The 21,734-nt window shown below is 33.7% G+C and carries 17 protein-coding genes and 1 pseudogene; 1 reads left to right on the top strand and 17 read right to left on the bottom strand.

What is annotated here, in order from left to right; genetic code table 11:
- Position 1: 1 nt before the first annotated feature.
- From BKP37_RS16190 to BKP37_RS16180, 3 genes are all read right to left on the bottom strand, one after another.
- Positions 2-1,909 (bottom strand): DUF294 nucleotidyltransferase-like domain-containing protein, encoded by a 1,908-nt coding sequence (locus tag BKP37_RS16190; protein ID WP_169823163.1) that lies wholly within the window; start codon positions 1,907-1,909, stop codon positions 2-4.
- 123 nt (positions 1,910-2,032) lie between these two features.
- Entirely contained in the window at positions 2,033-3,271 is a 1,239-nt protein-coding gene (locus BKP37_RS16185) for a ribonuclease H-like domain-containing protein (RefSeq protein ID WP_071310662.1), read from the bottom strand.
- Positions 3,255-5,537, bottom strand: a complete 2,283-nt coding sequence (locus BKP37_RS16180) for a DEAD/DEAH box helicase (RefSeq protein WP_139193164.1) — start codon at positions 5,535-5,537, stop codon at positions 3,255-3,257. Before BKP37_RS16180 ends, BKP37_RS16185 begins: the two co-directional genes overlap by 17 nt.
- Positions 5,538-5,868: 331 nt before the next feature.
- On the opposite strand from BKP37_RS16180, the gene BKP37_RS16175 reads away from it, so the two are divergent.
- On the top strand, positions 5,869-6,330 hold the full coding sequence (locus tag BKP37_RS16175) for a hypothetical protein (protein WP_071310661.1): 462 nt from the start codon (positions 5,869-5,871) through the stop codon (positions 6,328-6,330).
- A gap of 235 nt (positions 6,331-6,565) precedes the next feature.
- Here BKP37_RS16175 and BKP37_RS16170 read toward each other — a convergent pair whose 3' ends face one another.
- The 14 genes and pseudogenes from BKP37_RS16170 to BKP37_RS16105 all read right to left on the bottom strand — a co-directional run bounded on the left by BKP37_RS16170 (position 6,566) and on the right by BKP37_RS16105 (position 21,575).
- Positions 6,566-8,011, bottom strand: a complete 1,446-nt coding sequence (locus tag BKP37_RS16170; RefSeq protein WP_071310660.1) for a DEAD/DEAH box helicase — start codon at positions 8,009-8,011, stop codon at positions 6,566-6,568.
- A gap of 120 nt (positions 8,012-8,131) precedes the next feature.
- Positions 8,132-8,332, bottom strand: a complete 201-nt coding sequence (locus tag BKP37_RS16165) for a cold-shock protein (RefSeq protein ID WP_071310659.1) — start codon at positions 8,330-8,332, stop codon at positions 8,132-8,134.
- 566 nt (positions 8,333-8,898) lie between these two features.
- Entirely contained in the window at positions 8,899-9,288 is a 390-nt protein-coding gene (locus BKP37_RS16160; protein WP_071310658.1) for a diguanylate cyclase domain-containing protein, read from the bottom strand.
- Between the two features lie 154 nt (positions 9,289-9,442).
- The gene (locus tag BKP37_RS16155) at positions 9,443-9,640 is read right to left on the bottom strand and encodes a hypothetical protein (RefSeq protein ID WP_071310657.1); all 198 of its coding nucleotides are present in this window, start codon (positions 9,638-9,640) and stop codon (positions 9,443-9,445) included.
- A gap of 1,150 nt (positions 9,641-10,790) precedes the next feature.
- Positions 10,791-11,438 carry a class II aldolase/adducin family protein gene (locus BKP37_RS16145; RefSeq protein WP_071310655.1) on the bottom strand — a complete coding sequence of 216 codons (648 nt, stop codon included), beginning with the start codon at positions 11,436-11,438 and terminating at the stop codon, positions 10,791-10,793.
- Entirely contained in the window at positions 11,435-12,385 is a 951-nt protein-coding gene (locus BKP37_RS16140; RefSeq protein ID WP_071310654.1) for a 1-phosphofructokinase family hexose kinase, read from the bottom strand. Before BKP37_RS16140 ends, BKP37_RS16145 begins: the two co-directional genes overlap by 4 nt.
- Positions 12,386-12,582: 197 nt before the next feature.
- Entirely contained in the window at positions 12,583-13,950 is a 1,368-nt protein-coding gene (locus BKP37_RS16135) for a PTS galactitol transporter subunit IIC (RefSeq protein ID WP_071310653.1), read from the bottom strand.
- Between the two features lie 55 nt (positions 13,951-14,005).
- Positions 14,006-14,281: a PTS sugar transporter subunit IIB gene (locus BKP37_RS16130; RefSeq protein WP_071310652.1), complete on the bottom strand. Its 276-nt coding sequence runs from the start codon at positions 14,279-14,281 to the stop codon at positions 14,006-14,008.
- 30 nt (positions 14,282-14,311) lie between these two features.
- Positions 14,312-14,779 carry a PTS sugar transporter subunit IIA gene (locus tag BKP37_RS16125; RefSeq protein ID WP_084034799.1) on the bottom strand — a complete coding sequence of 156 codons (468 nt, stop codon included), beginning with the start codon at positions 14,777-14,779 and terminating at the stop codon, positions 14,312-14,314.
- A gap of 103 nt (positions 14,780-14,882) precedes the next feature.
- Positions 14,883-16,976, bottom strand: a complete 2,094-nt coding sequence (locus tag BKP37_RS16120; RefSeq protein ID WP_084034797.1) for a BglG family transcription antiterminator — start codon at positions 16,974-16,976, stop codon at positions 14,883-14,885.
- A 749-nt stretch (positions 16,977-17,725) separates the two neighbouring features.
- Positions 17,726-17,842, bottom strand: a pseudogene (locus BKP37_RS20580) (NAD(P)H:quinone oxidoreductase, type IV); the annotation flags it as partial.
- A gap of 22 nt (positions 17,843-17,864) precedes the next feature.
- Positions 17,865-18,983 (bottom strand): Ger(x)C family spore germination protein, encoded by a 1,119-nt coding sequence (locus BKP37_RS16115; RefSeq protein WP_071310651.1) that lies wholly within the window; start codon positions 18,981-18,983, stop codon positions 17,865-17,867.
- A complete protein-coding gene (locus BKP37_RS16110; RefSeq protein ID WP_071310650.1) occupies positions 18,976-20,061 on the bottom strand; it encodes a GerAB/ArcD/ProY family transporter in 1,086 nt (361 codons plus the stop codon). The genes BKP37_RS16115 and BKP37_RS16110 overlap by 8 nt, the downstream gene beginning before the upstream one ends.
- Before the next feature lie 14 nt (positions 20,062-20,075).
- Positions 20,076-21,575 (bottom strand): spore germination protein, encoded by a 1,500-nt coding sequence (locus tag BKP37_RS16105; RefSeq protein ID WP_084034793.1) that lies wholly within the window; start codon positions 21,573-21,575, stop codon positions 20,076-20,078.
- Positions 21,576-21,734: the final 159 nt, after the last annotated feature.

Below are 21,734 nucleotides of genomic sequence, written 5' to 3'. Positions count from 1 at the left end.
ACTATATTCCCCGCTTCCTTCCGACACTAATCTCACTCATTTGCTGAAGACGTTTCGCAATACTTAATGCCTCTTTTAATGTTTTCTTTTCATCTTTAGTTAACGTTTCTACAAGTAATTCATTTGATAACAAACTATTACTTCTTAATTGCTTTATATTGTTTTTAATACGAAAAGTCATTAATATATGCAATGCGGTTTTAGCATTATTCACATCACGTGGGTGAAGTACTTCTTTTTCCTTTAACTCTGTTAAACGTTTAACAGTATTTTCGTTTTTTATTCCATTTTTTATTGCAAAAATACGAACCCCGTTAACAATTTGCATAATTGCACCTTTTTTTAAATTGACCGACTTCGTTTTCCCACTCGTTGTGATCAACCCAAATGGATTCAAAGGCACTCTAAAACGTAGCGTGTCCTTCATTAAAAGTAGTTGAAGAATTTTCCCTTTTTGAACAGTATCTGTTGTCTCATCTCTTAAACGTAGAGCTAATAAAAAATCACCAAAAATTGGTCTGAAATCACAAAAAATCGTAAAATTCCTTATTTCTTCAGCATCAGTTTCTTTTACCCAGCGTTTAACCTCAATGATCCATTCTTTTAATGAGCGACGCCATTTTAGTTCTTTAGCCATAACCCCTCCTGAACAAAGAGGAAAACCACATTCTATTAGTCCAATATTGACTTTTTCTGCAAATATTTTGAAGTAATTTTCAATTTCTTGTTTGTTTGTCAGGTGCTCATAATTGTCTAAAATAAGTCCGTTGTCTTGATCGGTACTAAATGCTTGTTCTCTTCTACCTTGGCTCCCCATTACAATAAAGCAATAATTAACTGGCGGTGTGCCATAGCCTTCTTGTTTCATTTCTTTTAAAACAATCCTAATAACTTGACGGTGTATTTTATCATTATAATTGGAGATTAATTCTGCGACATCATATGCATACGTGTTATTAGATAATAACACTTCTACAAAATCAATAAATAGTTGATTATTGACTGCTGCCAATTTTGTTAAATCGTTAATTGAATAGGTGTGATGAATACTCTGGGATAGGTTTATGTAATTCGAATCTTGAAGTTGCAAAAACGATTCAGCGGTTAATACACCGACAACCTTTTCGTGTTTAATGACAGGGATAAAATCAACATGGTCATCTTTAAAATACGATAATATATCATAACCGAATGAATCATATTGTGCTTTGTATGGTTGTTTATTCATCACACTTTTTATTAACTGATCTGTTTCACCGGAAACGATTGAATGCAACAAATCCCTCTGTGTTAATGTTCCTACTAGATTTTGTTGTTCATCTACAACAACTAATCCCGTAGTAAGTACTTCTCTAAGACGCTTTGCAGCTTTAACAATAGTCGCTTCTTGCGAAATGAATATCGGTGGATTCATAATCGCTTCGACTCTCGTACGAAAAAGTGGAATATTCTCAGAGTCTTCTTCATTTCTTTTTCGTGTAATTTCGTTATATAGTGTTTTCATTCTTACACCAATACCTTCTAAGACGATCTCAGAAAAAGCTTTGTTATTCGTCATTACTTGTAAAAAAGCCCTTTTTTTCAACAGGATCACTTCACAGTCTTGCTTTGCCTGTACAGAAAATTTCATTTGACCACCAGCTAACATAATCATGAGCCCAATTAAATCACCTTGATAATAGTACCGAACTGAGAATTGTTCACCATTTGTTCTATGAAGAATATTTTTTGCTAAACCTTCAAGGAGAAAAAATAATTCTATTTCATCTTCATCTTCATGAAATAAAAATTCATTCTTTTTAAACCTACGTAGTTCAGATTCATCAGTAATCTCATTAAATTCTTTTCCAGTTAATAAAGTAAATGGGTAAGTGTTTCGAAGCTTTTCGAGCTCTTCTTTTTTTCGCAATACCATCACCCTCTCTGATTATTATTATTCGTTATCCAACTCTTAAGAGGTAGTAAGAACCGAACTATAAAAACTTAGAAAGCCGAAGGAAATTTAGGGGAGGGTAAAGTGCCTCCCACAAATTTAAGTTCTATCGATTTTTTTTTCTAGTCTCTCTATTCTTACCTTTATGTCTGATAGCACCTTTTTTTCTTTTAATAGTCTTGCCATACGTTTTTGCCTTTCGTACGCTAATTCGGAATAATAAAATGCTTTTTCTATATCTTTAAATTGATGCTCATGGATTTTTGCTAGCTCTATACACGCCTTAATTGATGAACCCGATTCTTTTGTAGAAAGCATTTGAAAGTAATTAACAGCATCGTCTATACGTTTATCCTTTTTCAATAGTAACCCTAATGAAAGTCTAGCAGCATCGCGATAACGAGAATCGCTCATAGCTACTTGTTCATATAGCTTACACGCCTTGTTCAATTGTTTAAGGTTCTCATACCAACGCGCTATTTCAAACGTTTCTTTCATAGTCGTGCTATTACTACTTGCATTTAGTATTTTTTTTGAAAGATTAATATATAAAATAATTAGGGAAAGGACGTCTACTTCGTTATGTTTTAATACTCCTGAAATAACCTCTGGATTTTTTTCCTTCAAAAAATCAAAATATAATAGTGGAGCTAAACTACCAGGAGTATCATCCACTCTCTCAATTTCTAGTATTTCTTTTTCCACAATTGATAATCGACAAGAAGGTAGTGTATCCTTCCAAAGTCTACGAGCGGCGTGAAGTAAATCAAAATGACCAAACTTTGGGAGCAACGGGACTTTATCTCTTACTAATGTGTGTCTTGTACGAACTTGCGGCCAATCAAAGGCCTTTCCGTTATACGTAACTAAATTCGATAAATCACTTACATCCTGTAAAAAGTGAAAGTAAAAAGCAGCTTCATCTGCTGGTCCAGGTAAAAAAAATTGTTTCACTTTTACCACATCCCCTGCCAGATGACAATACCCTAATAAAAATATAGTATTTCCTGTTCCACCTCCAAGACCTGTTGTTTCTGTATCAAAGAAAATAAGTTGTTCTTCGTTCAGGCCGTTGGCAGATAAAGGATGATTTGTATCATCATCATTCCATTGTTTCACTACTTCCTTTAGTTCTCTAAATGAATGTTTTCCAAGTCGATAATCAAGGGGATACTCCATTTCACGAAAAATCGTGTGTTGATCATGTAAAAATAAAGGCTTCCCTTTAAAATTAGACCAATCTGTATCGACCTGTTTATCATTTGTTTCTTTTACTGAAGGCATTTCTTCTAACTGCATATGTCCCTTCATTCTAGCTAGCTTATTTTTCAGTGACATGAACATCCCTCACTTCTAAAAGCTTATTCAATAACGTTAACGAAAGAGTTTTGGAGTTAGATGAGGAAGCAACACCAACACAAGATGGACACCCCTCTTCACAAGTACATCTTTGAATGTAATGTTTCGTTTTATCTAATATTATATAGATATACTTAAAAACATCATTACTTAGCCCCACCCCTCCTGGATAACGATCATATAAGAAGATGGTTGGCTTACCGGAATGAATGGCTTTCATTTGTGCAACGACACGCAAGTCCTGACGATCACACATAACATAAACCGTTGCCACCGCTTGCATTACATGAGAAAGACCAATTAATGAATTTTCTAACGCTTCTTTTCCAATTTCTGCTTGGACAGCTTCCTCAAAGGAGATCCATATTGCATTGGTATGAAGCTCTTGTTCTGGCAAATGAATAGGACCTGAACCTATTGTTTCAAACGTTTCTAACTTTATTTTCTTAAAAATAGTGGCCATTGCGTTGACCGTGACATCACCATATTCAACTGAGCAGCTAATATGCTTCTTTTGGTTATCTACTTCAAGGACTTTTAACTGAACGGCTAAATTGGCGTCTGTAAAATAATCAACATCTACTTCTCTTACAAACGCTTTTTTCTCTTCCCAATCTAACTTTTCAACTTGAAATTGAATTCCTTCATGTAAATAAATCGCTTCATCATGTAACAATGTCATGGCACTAAATGTATCCATTTCACCTATTACTTTAGCATGGGCAATATCTGATTGGTCAATGATAATTACATTTTCTTGTGAAGCAGAACGTAAACTTATGTTATGAGCAGGAAACGAATCGTTCATCCAATAATATTTATCTTGTTGGAAATGCAGCACTTGTTCTTCTTGAAGGAATTCTAAAATTTCTTCAACTTCAACGCCATCAAACGTTTCTCCTTGCTTAAAAGGTAACTCATATGCTGCACACTTCATATGGTCTACTAAAATAATTAAATTATCTGGGTTTATCCTAGCATGCTCAGGTGTCGCACCAAAAAAATAATCTGGTTGTTGAACGAGAAATTGGTCAATCGGAGTTGAGTCGGCAACCATAATGATTAAAGCTTCATCATGACGGCGACCGGCTCTTCCTGCTTGCTGCCAAACACTTGCAATCGAACCTGGATATCCTGTCATCACACAGGCTTGTAGCTGACCGATATCAACCCCTAACTCAAGGGCATTCGTGCTAACCACCCCTTTAATTTCGCCTTTCCTTAAACCTTGTTCAATTTCACGTCGTTGCTTTGGTAAGTAGCCACCACGATACCCACGAATCGTTTTGGTTCCTAACTCTTTGGAGACAAGTTCTTGTAAATGGCTTAATATAATTTCCACTCTCACTCTACTTCTAGCAAAAACGATCGTTTTAATTTGATTTCTTAATAATTTACTAGCTAACCTTTTAACTTCAACAGTCGTACTTTTCCTTATTTGTAATGGCTGATTAACAATCGGTGGATTATAAAAAACAAAATGCTTTTTCCCGCGCGGTGCACCGTTATTCTCAATTACTGCCATTTTTACACCTGTTAATCTCTCACTTAACTCTAGTGGATTAGCAATTGTCGCTGAAGTACAAATAAAGACCGGTTGACTACCGTAATAGGCACATATTCGCTTAAGTCGCCTAATAACATTCGCTACATGACTGCCGAATACACCTCGATACGTATGTAACTCATCAATAACGACGTACTTTAAATTTTCAAATAAAGAAACCCACTTCGTATGATGAGGTAATATAGCCGAATGAAGCATGTCAGGATTAGTAATAACGATATGTCCAGCTTTTCTTACTGCCTGACGAATGTTCGGTGCGGTATCCCCATCATATGTATACCCTTTTATATCTACACCAATCGCATCTATCAATTCATTAAGTTCACTCCTTTGATCTTGCGCAAGTGCTTTGGTTGGAAAAATATATAAAGCACGACTTGAAGGGTCATCACAGATTTGTTGTAACACTGGTAAATTATAACAAAGGGTTTTTCCAGATGCGGTTGGAGTTATTGCAGTAAAGCTCTTGCCTTTTGAAGCAAGCTCAAACGCTGTTCCTTGATGGGTATATAAAGCATCTATCCCACGTTCTCTTAAAGCTATTCGAATTTGTGTATCGATTGTTGAAGGAAAAGGGACCGTACGTGCTTTTTGTCCTTCAATCTCGTGCCAGTGAACGACATTTTCATCCTCTCGTAATTGTTCAATATGTTGTTGTAGTGACAATTTTCGTATCATCAATTCACCTCTACATGGATTATACTCAAATTATAGAGAATATACGTTTGCTTTGCAAAGGGTTTTGCGGTTGTTGCTTACACAATGTTATTATTGTAAACGATAAACTTAGCTATAAATAATTTTTTTAGTATGACGTGAGGGTCTTACCGCTTCTAAACAGTGGTATAAAATTTCCAATACTAACCTCACCTATACAAAACCTCCTAACGATACAAATGATTCATTTCGTATAATCCTAATCATATAGTAGAAAAATATTATAACCATATGCTTGATTACTATACTTTAAAGATATAAAATCAAATGATGACGTTATACTGGAGGTAATATGTTAACTTTTGAAGAAAAATTAAAGATTATTGAATCATTTCCTGAATTGGAAAGAAAAAATGTATCATTAGGAAGAGTAAATTTCCACTACGCTAACAGTTCGTACGATCAAAAAAATGTTGTTTTTCATCTTCATCCTAATGGAAACGGCTTTGTTTATGCAGGCAAAATGACAGGCTATCAAACGAACGATAAAGGAATGGTAAACATCCGTGATTTTACAGAAAAGGCTCTCCGTTCTACAATTAGAAAATCTATTCTATCTTTAATACCTAAAGAAACAGAAACAAGTAATGAACCCGAAGAAGAGGTTTGGATCAATGACAACACTGTTACACTTACCTTACTCAAAGAAGGGGCTATGTGGAATGTGTATGCAGAAGATACTTTAGATGGTACATTTACGACATATAAAGAAGCTGCTCACTATTTAGGTGAAGAGGGCTTTTCACGTATTTAATAAGAAAGCGCAAGGCGCCCGCCTATCGGCGACAAACACTGGAAGACCTGCTCGTAGCGGTCGGGTTTTTGACCGAAAGAGAAGGTCTGAAGTGGTCGAGCCGATGGCGCCTGGAGCTAGACAGTTTCCAAGGTAGAAATTTATAAATTCTGATTAAGTTAATAAGGACGACTATGCTGACAGCATAGTCGTCCTTATTTTTCCACTTGCTAATTACAGTTAGCTTTGCGTTTCTTTACTTATGGGCCTTACTTACTTTTAACTTCTTACCTTTAACTGTTGTATTTTCCATTGCTTCTAAGACTAATGAACCTTTCCCATTTAATATATCAACATAAGTTAAAGTATCTTGGATCGTAATAATTCCAATATCCTCTGCTGTTACACCAGGTATTTTTGCGATCGTTCCAACAAAATCGACAGCTCGGAGTTTCTTCTTCTTCCCACCACTAAAATGGAGTTTGATAATATCTTTGTTGATTCGTGCTGTTTTATTATTTTTAACAATTCGGCGACCACTGATTTTTTCTTCAAATGCAGCTTTTCCATTTTTCACGTCTTCATACGTCGGAGCTTCCATTGACGGGATCGTAAAGCCGATGTATCTTTCAATCGCTTTCACGTATTTACTTTCATAGGATGTCATAAATGTAATGGCTTTTCCTTTTTTACCTGCCCGACCCGTTCTTCCAGTTCGGTGAACATAGCTCTCTTTTTCCATTGGAACATCATAGTTTATTACAACGGTCACATTATCAATATCAATACCTCTCGCAGCTACATCCGTTGCTATTAGATAACGAAAATTGCCGAGTTTGAATCCATTCATCACTTCAAACCTATCTTCTTGTTCTAACCCTCCATGAAGTCTTTCACATGAATAATTCGCTTTTTCTAATTCGGTAAATACAGTATCAACATGTTCTTTTGTATTACAAAAAACGATACAGCTATCAGGGTTTTCCACGACTGTAACGCCTTTAAGAAGTGAAATCTTTTCGTCTTCATTGACTTCAATTAAATGATGGTCGATTGTATCTGTCGTAATTCTCGCAGAAGCAATTTCTATATGGATAGGATCTATCATATATTTATGACAAAGGCTCTCCACATCTTTAGGAAGAGTTGCAGAAAACACCATCGTTACTCTTTTTGCTGGAAGTTCCTTTAAAATCAATTCTACTGCATCAATAAAGCCCATATTCAACATTTCATCTGCTTCATCGATAATAAGATACTTGATTTTTTCTAAATTAAGTGTACCTCTATCAATGTGGTCAATGACACGGCCAGGTGTTCCAACGACAACATGCGTTTTTTGTTTTAATTCCTCTTTTTGTTTAGTAAACGGTTCTTTCCCATAAATCGCCATAGCCTTAATTCGTTTTAATCTACCAATATTCGTTATATCCTCTCGAACTTGAGCGGCAAGTTCACGAGTAGGTGTTAGAATTAATGCTTGTGGTTTTTTTTCTTCCCATTCAATCATTTCACAAATAGGAATACCGAAGGATGCAGTCTTTCCGCTACCTGTATGCGATTTTACTACGAGGTCTTGATTTTCCAATGCTTTTGGTATTACTACACTTTGGACCTCAGTCGGTGTGTTATATTTTAATACAACAAGTGCTCTTTTAATTTCATCACTTAAATTATAATCATCAAATTTTCTTTCACTCATGTTCTAACCTCATTTACTTAGTATAATTCGTTTTCAATAAATTCTTCTTCCCTAAAAGTTGCTTTTATTCACATTTATAAACGTGAAAAAAGGACTCTATGATAGAGTCCTTTTTCATCATTAAGCTTTGTTTACATTTACTGCTTGAAGACCACGTTGACCTTGCTCTGTGTCGAAAGTTACTTTTTGACCTTCGTCTAAAGATTTAAATCCTTCGCCTTGGATAGCTGAGAAATGTACGAATACATCATCTCCACCTTCTACTTCGATAAAACCAAAACCTTTTTCTGCATTAAACCATTTTACTGTACCTTGTTGCATGTTTGTATCCTCCTGTGTGGTTTAAACCACTTTTTATTACTATTAATGCCCAATTAAATATAAATAGATACCAAAGGCGAAAAAATCAAATGCTTCTATTTTACTTAGCACCGAACAATAATAATTTACTCTAAGTGTAACAGATAGATCATGGTATTGCAAATTTTTCGTTATCCAATACTGAGATATTAAGCAATTAAAACTTATTTTTAACATTTTTAAATATTTCAGATTGTGTAACCGAACTCATAATTTTATCGAACAACGGAAACTTACTTACATTACTCGCTTCTAAATCTATTGAATAAAATTGAAAATTATTTTTTCCTTTGTTTTTCGCATGATACATTGCTTTATCAGCATTTTTTATTAATGTTCAATGTTCTCACCATCATTTGGGAATATACTAATCCCTATGCTTGGTGATACTTTTGACTCATTTTCTTGGAAACAAAAAGGCTCTGAAATAGAAATTAAAATTGGCTCTGCTATTTTTCCACCTCTTCGGTGCTTGTCTCCTCAAAAACAATAATAAATTCATCTCCACCAAGTCTACCTGTTAAATCTTATTCTCTTACAGTATTGTTTAGTCGTTTAGCGACTTCAACTAGTAATAAATCACCATATTCATGTCCAAGTGTATCATTTACTTTTTTAAAACCATCTAAATCAATAAACATGACAACAAAACTATGATCGTGCCGCTTCGACCTTGCTAGTATTTTTGTTAAGTGTTTTTGTATCATTTTACGATTTGGTAAATCTGTTAGCTCATCATAATAAGCCATTTGTTTTAACTTCATTTCAAATAACTTTTGATCTGTTATATCCACAATCATCCCATTAATTATTTCAACTTTACCTTTTTTTCCCGTGAATAGTAAATTTACAATATCTTTTTCCTTTTCTTGATCAATATTTCTAATAAAGTGCTTCAATAATTTCGGCTTTTCCATTAACCTGTATCTGTAAAGATACTTATTTCATTTACCCCTTTTGATATGTATAATTTGTCCTTTTCAATATCATATGAAAAACAAATCCCATGCAAATGATCATACATATTTTTTAGTACAGTAACCTCTTTATTATACTTATAATTATTTTCATTTAATGATCTATCTGAGTTTGTAAAACTAGTTCTCTAGTTTTACGTTTTCGTAATTCTTTATAATAGCTCCAACCTGGTATTACTTTCAATAGAATAAATACATTGGCTAAGATTTGATATTCAGTATTATTAAAAATAAACGCTAATAATACCATTATGAAATGTAACGTAACAAGCACTTTTGTATGTAAATTCATTGGTGCACCTCTAGTAAAATTGGATTAATTTAAGCATATTTTAATTATCAATTCAATTAAAATTGAATGATTTTTAAACTTAAAAGGTCAAGTGTTTTTTTACTATCAAATTTCCCAGCTAAGACCGCAGTTCGTACCGATTTAACCAATTCATGTATAAATCAATTAATAAAAATTGTGATAAATCATAATTCTCTCAACCATAGAATACGATAAAATAAAAGTGAACTCGTGACAGCAAGCTGAAACATCGGAAAATCCCACCTACGCTACGCTTAGAGGTGGGGGTCTTTTACCATAAAAAAATTCAGATAAATGAGTGAATTTCATAATTACCAAAACTGAGACTCATAATTCACAATCTAGTCACGATAGTTCCAGCGTAACTAGATAATCATTTTAATAACGGGAACATTAAATTATGAAATTCATTAAACTATTAAGGATTAGAGGAGGACAATAAAAGTGATTAAAAATAAGTGGATTTGGTACGGAATGGTAATCATTTGCGCAATTATTTTAACACTGAGCTTTATAAATAGAAACGCTATAATGGCAATAGTCGCTCTTTCTTTAGCTCTTCTATTAAAAAAGGACTATCATAATATACCTTTTCCAAAAAGATATAGTAAGCTTACTCGTACTCGAACTAAAAATAACACACATGAATCTTAATAGTTTTAAATACAGGTAAATACATGAGTTAAAAAACCGTACTGAGATTAGTGCGGTTTTTTAATATAATCAGAATTTATAACTTTCTAACTTGGAAACTGTCTAGCTCCAGGCGCTTTTCTTGCTCATGTGTTTTAGGTATTTGAAGGTGAACTTCAATGAGTGGGGGGCTTCATCCCCCACTCATTGATAGTACAACTTATCGAAGCTCTAGGGGCAGTAGAAGTGGGATAAAGGACTGAGGTCCGCTTTTTGAAAGAGCATTATTTTTTATTTTCTGGACATCACATTTTACAATCAAGATTAATTGTGGTTAGGACAAGGATTTAAAACACTATCTGAAATTAGGTTGCTAATGAATTGGTTTTTTTCATTACCTCTCTACATTAACGGAAAACATGTGTAACGCGAGGTTTTTTCTACTATTACTAAAAGAAAACTCGGCACTTAAACCAAGTTTTCTTTTAGTAAATTTCTATTCATCTAAATTATAAGAATAATTATTATTTTTATTCACTTTACATATACCTAGTACTTCAAATATTTTTGCATGGATGTTGACGTAAGCATTATATTCAATTCTCTCAAGCATATCATAGGCTTTTCTTAACGTTTTATCAATAACTACAATACCATGTTGATTTAGTAGAGTCGCTACTGGCATGTCGCCAACTCTCGTTTCTAGATAGGTTCGAACAATATAAGCTAGTTCCGGACTTGTTGCAGGAGCAAAATCTAATGTTTTAACTTCCCCTAATTTTTGAGTTGCTTCACATAAATTAGGAAGTGGAAGTCCTAATGATGCAAAGACCATCGATTCCTTAGGGTGAGCATGAACAACAGCACCCGCATCAGGCATCGTCTCAAAAGCAGCTAAGTGCATATTTACCTCTCGTGTAACCTTCCCATTACCTTCCAAAATATTTGCATCTTTATCGATGACCAAAATATCTTCAGGATTTAATCGACAAAACTTTGCTTGCGACATTAACGTTGGAGTCATGATAAAATGTTCATCACTGACTCGAACACTAATGTTCCCACCAGCAGCATTTGTATTAAAACGATCAAACATCATTTGAGTCACTTCACATAAGTCTTTTCTTTCATCCAAATACATCATATCGAATAAGCCTCCAATTTCTCAATTTTCACTTCCGCTTCTAATTGCTTTGTTTGCTCTAAGCAAAATGATGAACTCTCATTTTGCGAAGCTTTTGATGCACTTAACGCAGTAGAAAACTCTAACATATCTTCAATTGAAGTTTGTTTATAAAGCGACGCTACTAATCCACCTACGAAAACATCACCACAACCTGTATCATTAATCTCCTTAATAACAGGTGGGATTACTCGGTAAAATGATCGCTTCGTTCCTACTAAACTACCTTTTTTTCCTAAGGAAACAACAACAAACTCTATACCATCGTTTAACAACTTTTTCATTTCTGGAATAAACTCATCAATTGTATTTAATGGCTTTCCTACTAACTCTTGAAATTCAAATTCATTTGGTTTAATTAAGTAGGGCTTGAGTTTAATGGCTTCCCGTAAGTAATCCCCACTTGCGTCAATGATAAGTTTTCCACCTTTATCTGTAACCGTTTTGACAATGTTGATATACTGATCGACATTAAATCCTCTAGGTGGACTTCCTGCAAATACTACATAATCATTTTTCGTAACTTGATTGGAAAGTTTTTCAATCAACTTACATTGAGATTCTTCTAAAATCTTAAATCCTGGCTCCGTAATCATAAAACTCCCATATCCTGAATCATCCAATATTACAAGACTTTCTCTTGTAGAACAGTTTTCTTGTAATATAAAATCACAAGTCACTCCCTTATTTTTAAGAAGGGAGGTAAGCGTTAGGGCATTTTCTGCACCTACAAACCCGGTTGCGATGTTGTTAATATTTAATTTAGATAACACAACCGATACATGTGTTGCTTTTCCTCCTATATCAAATGAAACATCGCTAATTTTATTGTTCATTTTTCGTGTGAGAACACCATTAATCTTTATTATTTTATCAATAGCCGTGTTTAAGGTAACTGTATAAATCATGGACACTATCACATCCTAACCATTAAGTAACCTAGTAAAACGAATACTTTAATCAAAAACAGTCACTTACACGCGGGGGCCAAAGCCCCCGATGCAATTGTCACTTAACTGTAATATAAAAACTATTGACCTATTGATTTTTTTTTAATAATGTTAATTTGACATATATATTTCTTGTTTGCTGATAAAGTTGCCTGCTATGCAATTTTGTCGGCATTTTTTTCAATCATTTCTGATCTTTTCTTCATTCCTTGATAGTACCAAACGAATAGTCCCATCCAAATAATCGCAACTACTAATCCCCAGAATTGTCCGTTTACTACATTCGCTGCATTTGCAAAGACATATCTAAATACAGGATATTCAAGTGTACTCCATGATAATAATTGACCAGCTGGTACTGTTATTGCGCCAGTGTCATTAGCTAGTTTTGTAATCGTTGGTGCAAAATATGTTGCAACATACAGGAATACTGGAGTTGTTACAATACCTAAAATAATCATTCTTAGTAAATTTCCACCTGTTACAATTAACGCAGCTACTGCAAAAGAAAGATTGATGATACCTGCGAACGGTAATACATTATTCCCTGGTAAAAACGCTGCAAACATTAATGTGAAAGGTACTAGTACAATACACGTTACCCAAACTTCGTTACAACCTGCCATGATTGGCCAGTCAAGTCCAATGTGTAGTTCTTTTCCTTCAAAACGCTTTCTCATGAATTCTGAAATTGCATCAGATAGCGGAGCTAATGCTTGCATGAATAATTTTGCTACCATCGGGAAAAGTGTTAATGCGGCTGCAGCCTGAACACCCAAAATTAGTATTTCTTGAATGTTATATTTTGCAGTTACACCTAGTAAAATCCCAATAATAAAGCCCATCACATGATTTTCAGCAAAAATACCAATTTTTTCCTTTAACCAATCTGCATCAATTTTACGATCAAGACCCCGTACAAAATCTAGTAGTCTATTTAACGGATATAAGAATACACCAAATAATGTCATACTATGAGTACTAGTTACACCTGGGATTTGAGTTAATTCACCAATTTGTTTTTGGTTAACATCGGCAACCTTCAATTCAATAATAATTTGTAACGACGCTACGATAAATGCAAGCGTAACACTTCCAGAAACTCCAATAACTAAAACTGCGGTTAAAATTTTTCCCCATACATTCCATAAATCAACGTTTAAAGTATTCGTTTTGTTAATTAATAGCATAATTGCATTAATCCCAATTTGGATCGGAAACATAAAGAATGCTAATGGCCAAGCCCATGCAAGTGTTGCTAAAGATGTCCAGCCACCATCAATGGCAGTAAGTTCAATTCCAGTATTATCTACAAATTGCCTGGCAGCAGGACCCATTGCATCCATCATAAACCCAATCACTAACCCCATTCCGACAAATGCAAGACCAAGCGTTAAACCAGATGAAAAAGCGTCCTTAAATTTCATACGGGCAATCAAACCAACAATAATCAATATTAGTGGTACAAACACCGCTGCTCCAAATCCTAAAATGTAATCAAAAATTGACTGTAAAGCTTCCACTAAAATTCCTCCTTTTCAAATTTAGGTAGTTTTGTCATTTGAATAATGAGGCTTATTATTTTAAAGCTTTAATAACTTTTTCTAGTTCAGCATCCATACCCATACCTGTTAAAAAGGCAATTCCATTACACACTGGTACTGGATATTCTTTTCTAGGTTTTGTAATAGCTATATAGACGGCGCAATCCTTGATATACGTATCAATCGACTTAATATCTACTGCTTCTACATTTGCTTTCACCCCTTTGCTATCCAATAATTTTTTCACTTTAGATGCAACCGTTTGAGATGTAGCAACACCTGAACCACATGCAACAATAACTTTTTTCATATTGAACGCCTCCATCATATTATTTAATCGTTAAGCTACAGTTTTTTTTAATAACTTAATAATATCTGCGTGGTTAGATTCTTTTAATAATTGGTCCATTACTTCTCGTTGCATAAACATTTCTATTAATTTTTGTAGCAAGGCTGTTTGACCTTCTCCTCTTTTCAAGCCTAATATAAACAAAAGCTGTGCATCTACCCTTTTGTCATCTGACCCCATCTCAAGAAACTCAATCCTTTTTGTTGGTCGAATTACTGCAATAAACGGTTTACAAATATTTACTGGATCTGTATGAGGTATAGCAACATGATACGGAACCGTTCTTAGTCCAGTAGGATATTCATCTTCTCTTTGTTTAATTGCCTGTTTAAAAGTTTCCTTTACATATCCTTTTTCAACTAGCACTGTAGATATTTTTTCGAAAAAATCATCTCTGTCCGTACAATCAAAATTTGGAAATACTAATTCATTTTTAAACAATTGACTAAATAGCTCCATCTGCACTCAACTTCCTTTTCTAAAAAATTAAATCTATATGACTTGTAACATTTGACTTCCTCTAAGCATCACCTCCTTTAAAGTAAACTGTAAGAAAAGACTCTTATATCGTTACTTTTACATTTGCATAATAATTAACGAGTTCAGTAATTTCTTTTTTACTTTTCGCATTTATCATTTGGCTAATATTTTCTTCATTTTCAACTAATTCATTTAGTTGAAATAAAGCTTGCAAATGCTTTTTCCGATCTATAGCAGCTATAACAATGACGACATTTACTGTTAGTTGTGAGGCAAATTCAACACCTTCTTGTAAACAAAGCATACTCATCGCAATATTATTAACACCATCCTCTGGAGATGCATGAGGAATAGCTACTTTAGGAGCAATAATGATATAAGGTTCTTCAGGATTGTATTGACTAATCATTTGTTCTATATAACTTGCTTCTATTGACTTATTTTTAAATAATGGATGAGCCGCAACTTGAATTGCCTCTTCCCAAGAAGTCACTCTTTCTCTCATCACTATTACGTCTTCCTTTAATAAATCTGCTAGGTTAGGATCAACCAGCTGGTTTTCTCTACCATAATTCACATTGCTATTTTGAAAGAATGAATGTAATGATTTCTTTAAAGATTCAACATTTGTTATGTTTGCATGTTCTTGAATGACTTCCATTAGCATTTCATAGTCAATTTTAGACGGGCTATATCCATGTAGTTCCTGGTATACTCGTAACTTTAAATTCTTTTCTTCTTCTTCAGTAATAAATGGTTTTACAAGAAATAATTTCTTATTAGTTTTAAGTGTTACACTCGAAAAAACGAGATCAAAATCCAAGGCATAATGATTAAATTCTCTAACCGAAATACAATCTAAAAAAATTATATCCGAAAACATTTTCCTCAATGTTTCTAATAAGAGTTTCGAAACCGATATTCCATTTGGACAAACAACAACTGCTTTTAATTTGGTTGTTAGTTTCTCCCCTTGTTGTTGCAACCAACTCTTTATTAAAATTGTTAGGTATGCAAGTTCATCTTCTGGAATTGTTTTCCCTAAAAATGTTTCTAATGGATCTATACTCTTTCTAACGAGATGATGAACATCCCCATGATGAACTTGAATATCTTTTAACAACGGATTCTCAGTTGTTAAGCCATATGCAATTCGATAAACGGCAGGTTTCATATGTTGAAAAAGCTTCTCTATTAATCCATCTTGGTTTTGAACCGTCACACATGCTTGTTTTTCAAAAGATAGTAACATGTCTTTAATGGCAGAAACTAACTGTTGATCATTCTCTTTGTTTAGTTCTACCGATAAAACACTAGAAGATAGCAGTTGTAAAGTAAGAAATAATCGATCTTGTTCATGAACTTTAGCAATATTCCAAAGCAAATCTTCTACTAAATGATACTCTTTAGTATTAGAAATGTCCGAAAAATGAATATCATACACGTTCAGCTGTTTTCCTCTTTGCATTCTTCTTAGTAGTAATAAAAGTAAATATGGTAGTTCCTTCAATTTCTCATCAGTAAATTTTATTTTTACTTTTTTCTCAATGATTTCAAAACGACTAGCTAGACTCTTAATATCCTTTTTACATATCTCTGTTAGTCTGACTAGCCATTTTTCACCACTTTTCATTTTCAATATTTTGGGTACAAGATTTAGAAGAAGTAACCGTTTCTGTATTTCCCCCCCTTCTAAATAGTAACCATGACGCCTCGTATAAACGAGCTTTAAATCGTACCGGTTGAGTAGAGTCTCTGCTTTTTTTAAATCTGATAAAACGGTATTTCTACTTACGTTTATAGAATTTGAAAAATGGAAAAGCGATAGTTCTTGAGAACGACTAACGAGCATTACTAAAATTAGGTTAATTCTTTCGTTTTCAGATGGAACGTATTCATTTAATGGAGTCTTTTCAACTAAATCAGGAAACATTTCTTTGACTGAAGGTTCGACCTCTATCCCCGTTTGTTTGCTATTGTTAATTTTCGGAAGATGATTTACAGCAAGCCAATCATTTATTTTTTTCAAGCTGTAGTTTATTTGACTTCGTGTAAGCTGAAACTTTTTTTCCAAGTCTTTTATTTTCATTCCATGGGTTAGAGTAATTTCTTTTAGGAGTTGAAAGCTACGCTCATCTAAGAACATCTTGTTCCCTTCCTTTCTTGTTTTAATCATAACTTATTTCCCTCATTCATGGATGCGCTTTCATCACAATAATTATCAGAGCGTTTATACATAATTGTGATGATGAACTTCTCAACTCTTATTTCTTTCTCGAAAAGAAACTCATAGTTATATTTCATCCTATTAATATAAGTTCACTTCTATGTAATACATGTTCACCTAAAATATATTTTCCATTTTTATTTACAGATCCTTCTTTAAGGCAAAATATTTGTCCGACAAAATTCTTCTTACGTAGAAAATGTGAGCTCCTTGGGTCACGGGCCAAATGCAATAAAGACCTTAGACAGAAGTCGTTTTTCCCTTCCGAAAGGGGGTGAAGTGATAAACTCGTAGAAGCTGAAGCTAGAAAGCTTTATAACTTCAAATTTATTATCTCCTTACCTTGGAATAAAAGCGGAAGCGGTCTTGCTCAATCACGTAATGAATAAAATACTATGTCTACAAGTTTAGCTTTCTAGAATTTTTAATAGTTAGAAAAGCGCAAGCGCCTTGGTCACGAGCAGCTGCTCCTGTGCCACTCCGTTTTCTCAAGAGCAAAGCAGCTTCGAAGTAATCCAAGAAGACATTGAAGTCAGTGACTTGACTGAAGTGACCGAGCTCGTAGGCTGCTTGCGCTAGACAGTTTCCAAATTAGAAATTTATAAATTCTGATACTGTAAAAAAAGAGTTACCCTAAAAACTAAAATTAGCTTTTAGAGTAACTCCTACTTCAATCTAAATTATGAACCTTTTGCTTGTTATTGATTACCTTTTTTTACCCACTCAGCAACTTGCACAGTACGTTTTGCTTGATATTTGACTGCCTCTTCAACATTGTCAAGCATTTTACCTTCTTGATCAACTGTAACGCTTGTTCGAATAATTAAATCTTAAAATTTATTTTACGCTGCCAAATCCTTTTAGTTTAGCTATAACATTAACATTTATTTCAGCCTCCGGATATACCTCTTCACTCCAATTCATTTCTTTCCATTCTTTATAATTACAACTATTTCTTACATATTGGCCTATTCCAAGGTTGTCTATATGATGCTCTTGCATGATTTCAATAATTTTTTCACTACTTTTTTCAATAAATTTTGCTAACTTACGTTCAATTTCTTTTTGTACTTCATCATCAGATAATTCAAGTTGACCAGTATATTCCTCGATGTCCCCTTTCACCTCTATGTTAATCGTAATCTGAGATGGAGATTGTACGTTTACCTTCCTTGATGATTCCAATGTACTGAAAGTAATATATAAATAATCTTTTTTCTCCTCATTTTGTAGATCGATTTCAGTAGTGATATCTCCACCTAAATATTCTCCATGTAACATCTTAAATACCCTACTAGCTTTTGGGTCTAAGTTGTAAACAAAACGATCACCCTTATATAGTGCTATTCCATCAATAATTATTTCGTCACTACCTTGTTTTATGTACGGAGTAATAGGGTCTATACCATCATCATGATAGTCTCGTAAAAAGTGATATAATGATGTATCAACAGTTACATGAGTTTGAGCATCTTTTTCAATTAATTCATATATATATCGATCTGTACGGGGATGATTTGGATATTCGTCAAACAAAAGCTCCTTAGTACTTCCATTCACTGTAATAATTTTTACGTTTAATCCAATCGTATGATCTCGCTTAAGAGTATCAATTGTATCCAATATACCTATTTCAGCTAATTGATTACTAAATAAAGCGGTTCTTAATTGCCCACTTACTAATATACGCTCTGTTTTTCGAGCCATTATTGCCTTACCTTCTTTACTTGTATGTGCTACTGTTGTTAGCATTTCTCGATCACTTTTAGCCGTAGGTGCAACTTGAGGAAATGCTGCTGTTATTATTAAGACACCTTCTTTTTTCGCATTTTCCGCTTCATTAAGGTCATAACCAATACTATGTATAAAGCCTAATTCTTCGACAATTCTATCCTGAGCACATCCAGTTGTCACTAGAACTACAAGCAAATATTGTAACAAAATCAATCTACGCAATCTCTGTATTCATCCTTTCTTTCCTTTTATTCAACCAAAGTAAACAAAGTAGAAGCAAAGGAAAACTAAATGCAAAAATTATTTGAGGAATTGTGATAATGGTAAACAATTCGTTAATTTCTCTTTGTACATCTAGGACTGCACCTACTAAGAAACTTCCTAAAAATATAAGAGCTATTAACCATTTTTTGTTCACAGACTTTAACATACTTTGAGAGACTTCCAGTGCAGCCCAATAATAAAAGGCAACCGTTACAATAACTTTTAATAGAAAAAACGCAAAAACAAAGTTCTCAATTCGTTCAATTAATGGCGTTTGCATAAATTTTAATATTGTATGTGTCGGATATAGAATATTTTTTAGTTGATTAAAACTAAAAAATCCCATTGTCATAAAACATATTACAGTATAAATAAAAGTGGTAAATAAATGTCCGAATACAATAGCTTTGCCAAAGTTGCCATCCTTCTGCACATATGGGATTAAAAATAACGTTAATTCATACCCTAAAAAACTTGTATAAGCTTCTATCCCTTTGCCGATGGGGTCCGTTGCTCCTTGAAAAAAAAATGTCGTTAACCTAGTAAAGCTGAATTCCGGAATGAGTATGAATAATAAAAATATTAACCAAACCGTGGAAAAGAAGAAAACGACTGTGATCTTACTCATATTATAAATTCCTTTACTTAAGAAAAATAAAATAAGTAATAAAAAATAAACTAAAAAATAATTTGGCTTCACATCAGGAAACATCGTTAATTGAATACGCATCACATAGTTCTTTGCTACTAAAACGGCAAGTAAACCAAAAGTAGTAATCATAAATATATAGAGTGGATAATATAGGAACTTTGGTAAAGACGCTTCTACGATGGTAAAAACGGATCTCCCTTCTCCTTTTTTATAAACTAATATAATAAAATATAGATTTACTAAAACTGACAACCCCATAATCCCTAACCAACCATTCATTCCGAATGCTTCAGCTACAATTCTAGGCAAAGCAAATATGATAATTCCTGATTGGACCATGTAAACCATAATTGCCAATTGTGAATAGTGTATCTTTTCATGCATAACAAATCGTTCCTTTAATTCTTCATTTTATTACGAACTGGATTTACAGTTTTTGATTGAACAGGTCGTTTCCTTAATAACCGATACGGACCACGAATAAATATATCTTTCCAATCACTCACATAGATAGGTGAAACTGGAATAAAATACGGAGCTTTAAGACTTGTTAAGCTAGTTACATGAATGACAAAAAATGTAAACCCTAACATAATTCCAAAAAAACCAAAGAAACCTGAGAGTAGGATTAATATAAATCTCACTATTCGAATTGCATTACTCATGTTGTAGCTTGGAAGTACAAAGGATGCAATCGCTGAACTTGCTACAGCAATGATTAAAATATTGCTAGTAAACCCCGCTTCAACTGCAGCCTGTCCAATTACAATACCACCTACTATCCCAATTGTTTGTCCAACTTTTGTAGGTAACCTTGCTCCCGCTTCCCGCAATAACTCTATAGTTAGTTCCATTAATAATGCTTCAATTAAAGGTGGAAAAGGAACTTTTGCTCTAGATTCTGTTAAAGTAAGTAATATATCCTCAGGTAATACTTCATAATGAAATGTGATTACAGCGACATAAGCAGCTGTAAAAGTTAGGGTAATTAATATTGCAACTAGACGTAAAAGGCGTAAACTCGTACCAATTAACCAACGTTGATTATAATCGTCTGGAGACTGTATGAACTCAAAAAAGTTCGTAGGAGCACTAATTGCTACAGGGCTTCCGTCTAAAATAACTGCGATTTTCCCGCCAACTAACTTTGAGCGGATGACATCTGGTAATTCTGTATTATAGTATTGAGGAAATAACGAATCTGGAGATTCATCAATGATTTGAGAAAGCATATTTGTATCATAAACAGAATCGATTTCAATATCACTTATCCGTTTCTTCAGATCCTCAACCATATCCATATCCGCTAGTCCATCTATATATAAAACATACACGTCGCTTTTTGTTACTTCACCAACTCGAAGTTTTATAACTTTTAGATTAGAACTCATTATTCTTGTACGTATTAAAGAAAGGTTAATAATAGCATTTTCTACAAAGGCATCATGAGCACCAACAATAACAGTTTCTGTCTCACTTTTTTCTATGCCCCGCAATTCAGCACCAAAAACATTGTAAAAATAAGCTTTTTCATCAAAAAAGATTGCTACACACCCTGATAAAATCTTTTCCTTTATTTCTTTTAATACAGTACCTTCATTTATATCTTTTTTCTGTAACCAGTCTGAAACTTTTGTAGAGTTTATGGATGAAATTGGTTTGACTATTTCACTTTCTAGTTTCTGGTCATCGATAATGCTACTTAGATAAACAATAACTACTCCGTTATTAGCGAAATGTTTATGCTCGAAATCCTCACATTGATCAAACAGTGTTTTTACTTTCTCTAATGAAGGTCGATCATTTTCATTCAGTCGATCTCTAGGGTGATCAGCATCTACCTTTGAGTGAATATCTCTCTCCAACTGTCCCCCTTTTTTCAACTCCTCCTTATTCATCGTGAAAAATCCCCCATTTATTATGAATAAAGTCATTCAATGTTAAAGTTCGCAAAAAATTCTATTCATATACCATATTTTTGATCCACTCCCAAAATTCCTTAGCAATTTATCTTACATTTATATACTACCAATCGTTTATTTTCCGCTAAAATATTA

The sequence above is a fragment of the Anaerobacillus alkalilacustris genome, assembly GCF_001866005.1.
Taxonomy (GTDB): Bacteria; Bacillota; Bacilli; order Bacillales; family Anaerobacillaceae; genus Anaerobacillus; species Anaerobacillus alkalilacustris.
Note: the sequence above shows the minus strand (reverse complement) of the source record. Positions and strands in the feature narration are given on the sequence as shown.

Excerpts from the sequence above, each read along its gene's own strand:
- BKP37_RS16180 (WP_139193164.1), bottom strand. The coding sequence starts at position 5,537 with ATGATACGAAAATTGTCACTACAACAACATATTGAACAATTACGAGAG.
- BKP37_RS16175 (WP_071310661.1), top strand. The coding sequence starts at position 5,869 with ATGTTAACTTTTGAAGAAAAATTAAAGATTATTGAATCATTTCCTGAA.
- BKP37_RS16125 (WP_084034799.1), bottom strand. The coding sequence starts at position 14,779 with ATGGAGCTATTTAGTCAATTGTTTAAAAATGAATTAGTATTTCCAAAT.
- BKP37_RS16145 (WP_071310655.1), bottom strand. The coding sequence starts at position 11,438 with ATGATGTATTTGGATGAAAGAAAAGACTTATGTGAAGTGACTCAAATG.
- BKP37_RS16110 (WP_071310650.1), bottom strand. The coding sequence starts at position 20,061 with ATGCATGAAAAGATACACTATTCACAATTGGCAATTATGGTTTACATG.
- BKP37_RS16160 (WP_071310658.1), bottom strand. The coding sequence starts at position 9,288 with ATGGAAAAGCCGAAATTATTGAAGCACTTTATTAGAAATATTGATCAA.
- BKP37_RS16155 (WP_071310657.1), bottom strand. The coding sequence starts at position 9,640 with ATGAATTTACATACAAAAGTGCTTGTTACGTTACATTTCATAATGGTA.
- BKP37_RS16165 (WP_071310659.1), bottom strand. The coding sequence starts at position 8,332 with ATGCAACAAGGTACAGTAAAATGGTTTAATGCAGAAAAAGGTTTTGGT.
- BKP37_RS16140 (WP_071310654.1), bottom strand. The coding sequence starts at position 12,385 with ATGATTTATACAGTTACCTTAAACACGGCTATTGATAAAATAATAAAG.
- BKP37_RS16120 (WP_084034797.1), bottom strand. The coding sequence starts at position 16,976 with ATGATTAAAACAAGAAAGGAAGGGAACAAGATGTTCTTAGATGAGCGT.
- BKP37_RS16170 (WP_071310660.1), bottom strand. The coding sequence starts at position 8,011 with ATGAGTGAAAGAAAATTTGATGATTATAATTTAAGTGATGAAATTAAA.
- BKP37_RS16185 (WP_071310662.1), bottom strand. The coding sequence starts at position 3,271 with ATGTCACTGAAAAATAAGCTAGCTAGAATGAAGGGACATATGCAGTTA.
- BKP37_RS16105 (WP_084034793.1), bottom strand. The coding sequence starts at position 21,575 with ATGAATAAGGAGGAGTTGAAAAAAGGGGGACAGTTGGAGAGAGATATT.
- BKP37_RS16130 (WP_071310652.1), bottom strand. The coding sequence starts at position 14,281 with ATGAAAAAAGTTATTGTTGCATGTGGTTCAGGTGTTGCTACATCTCAA.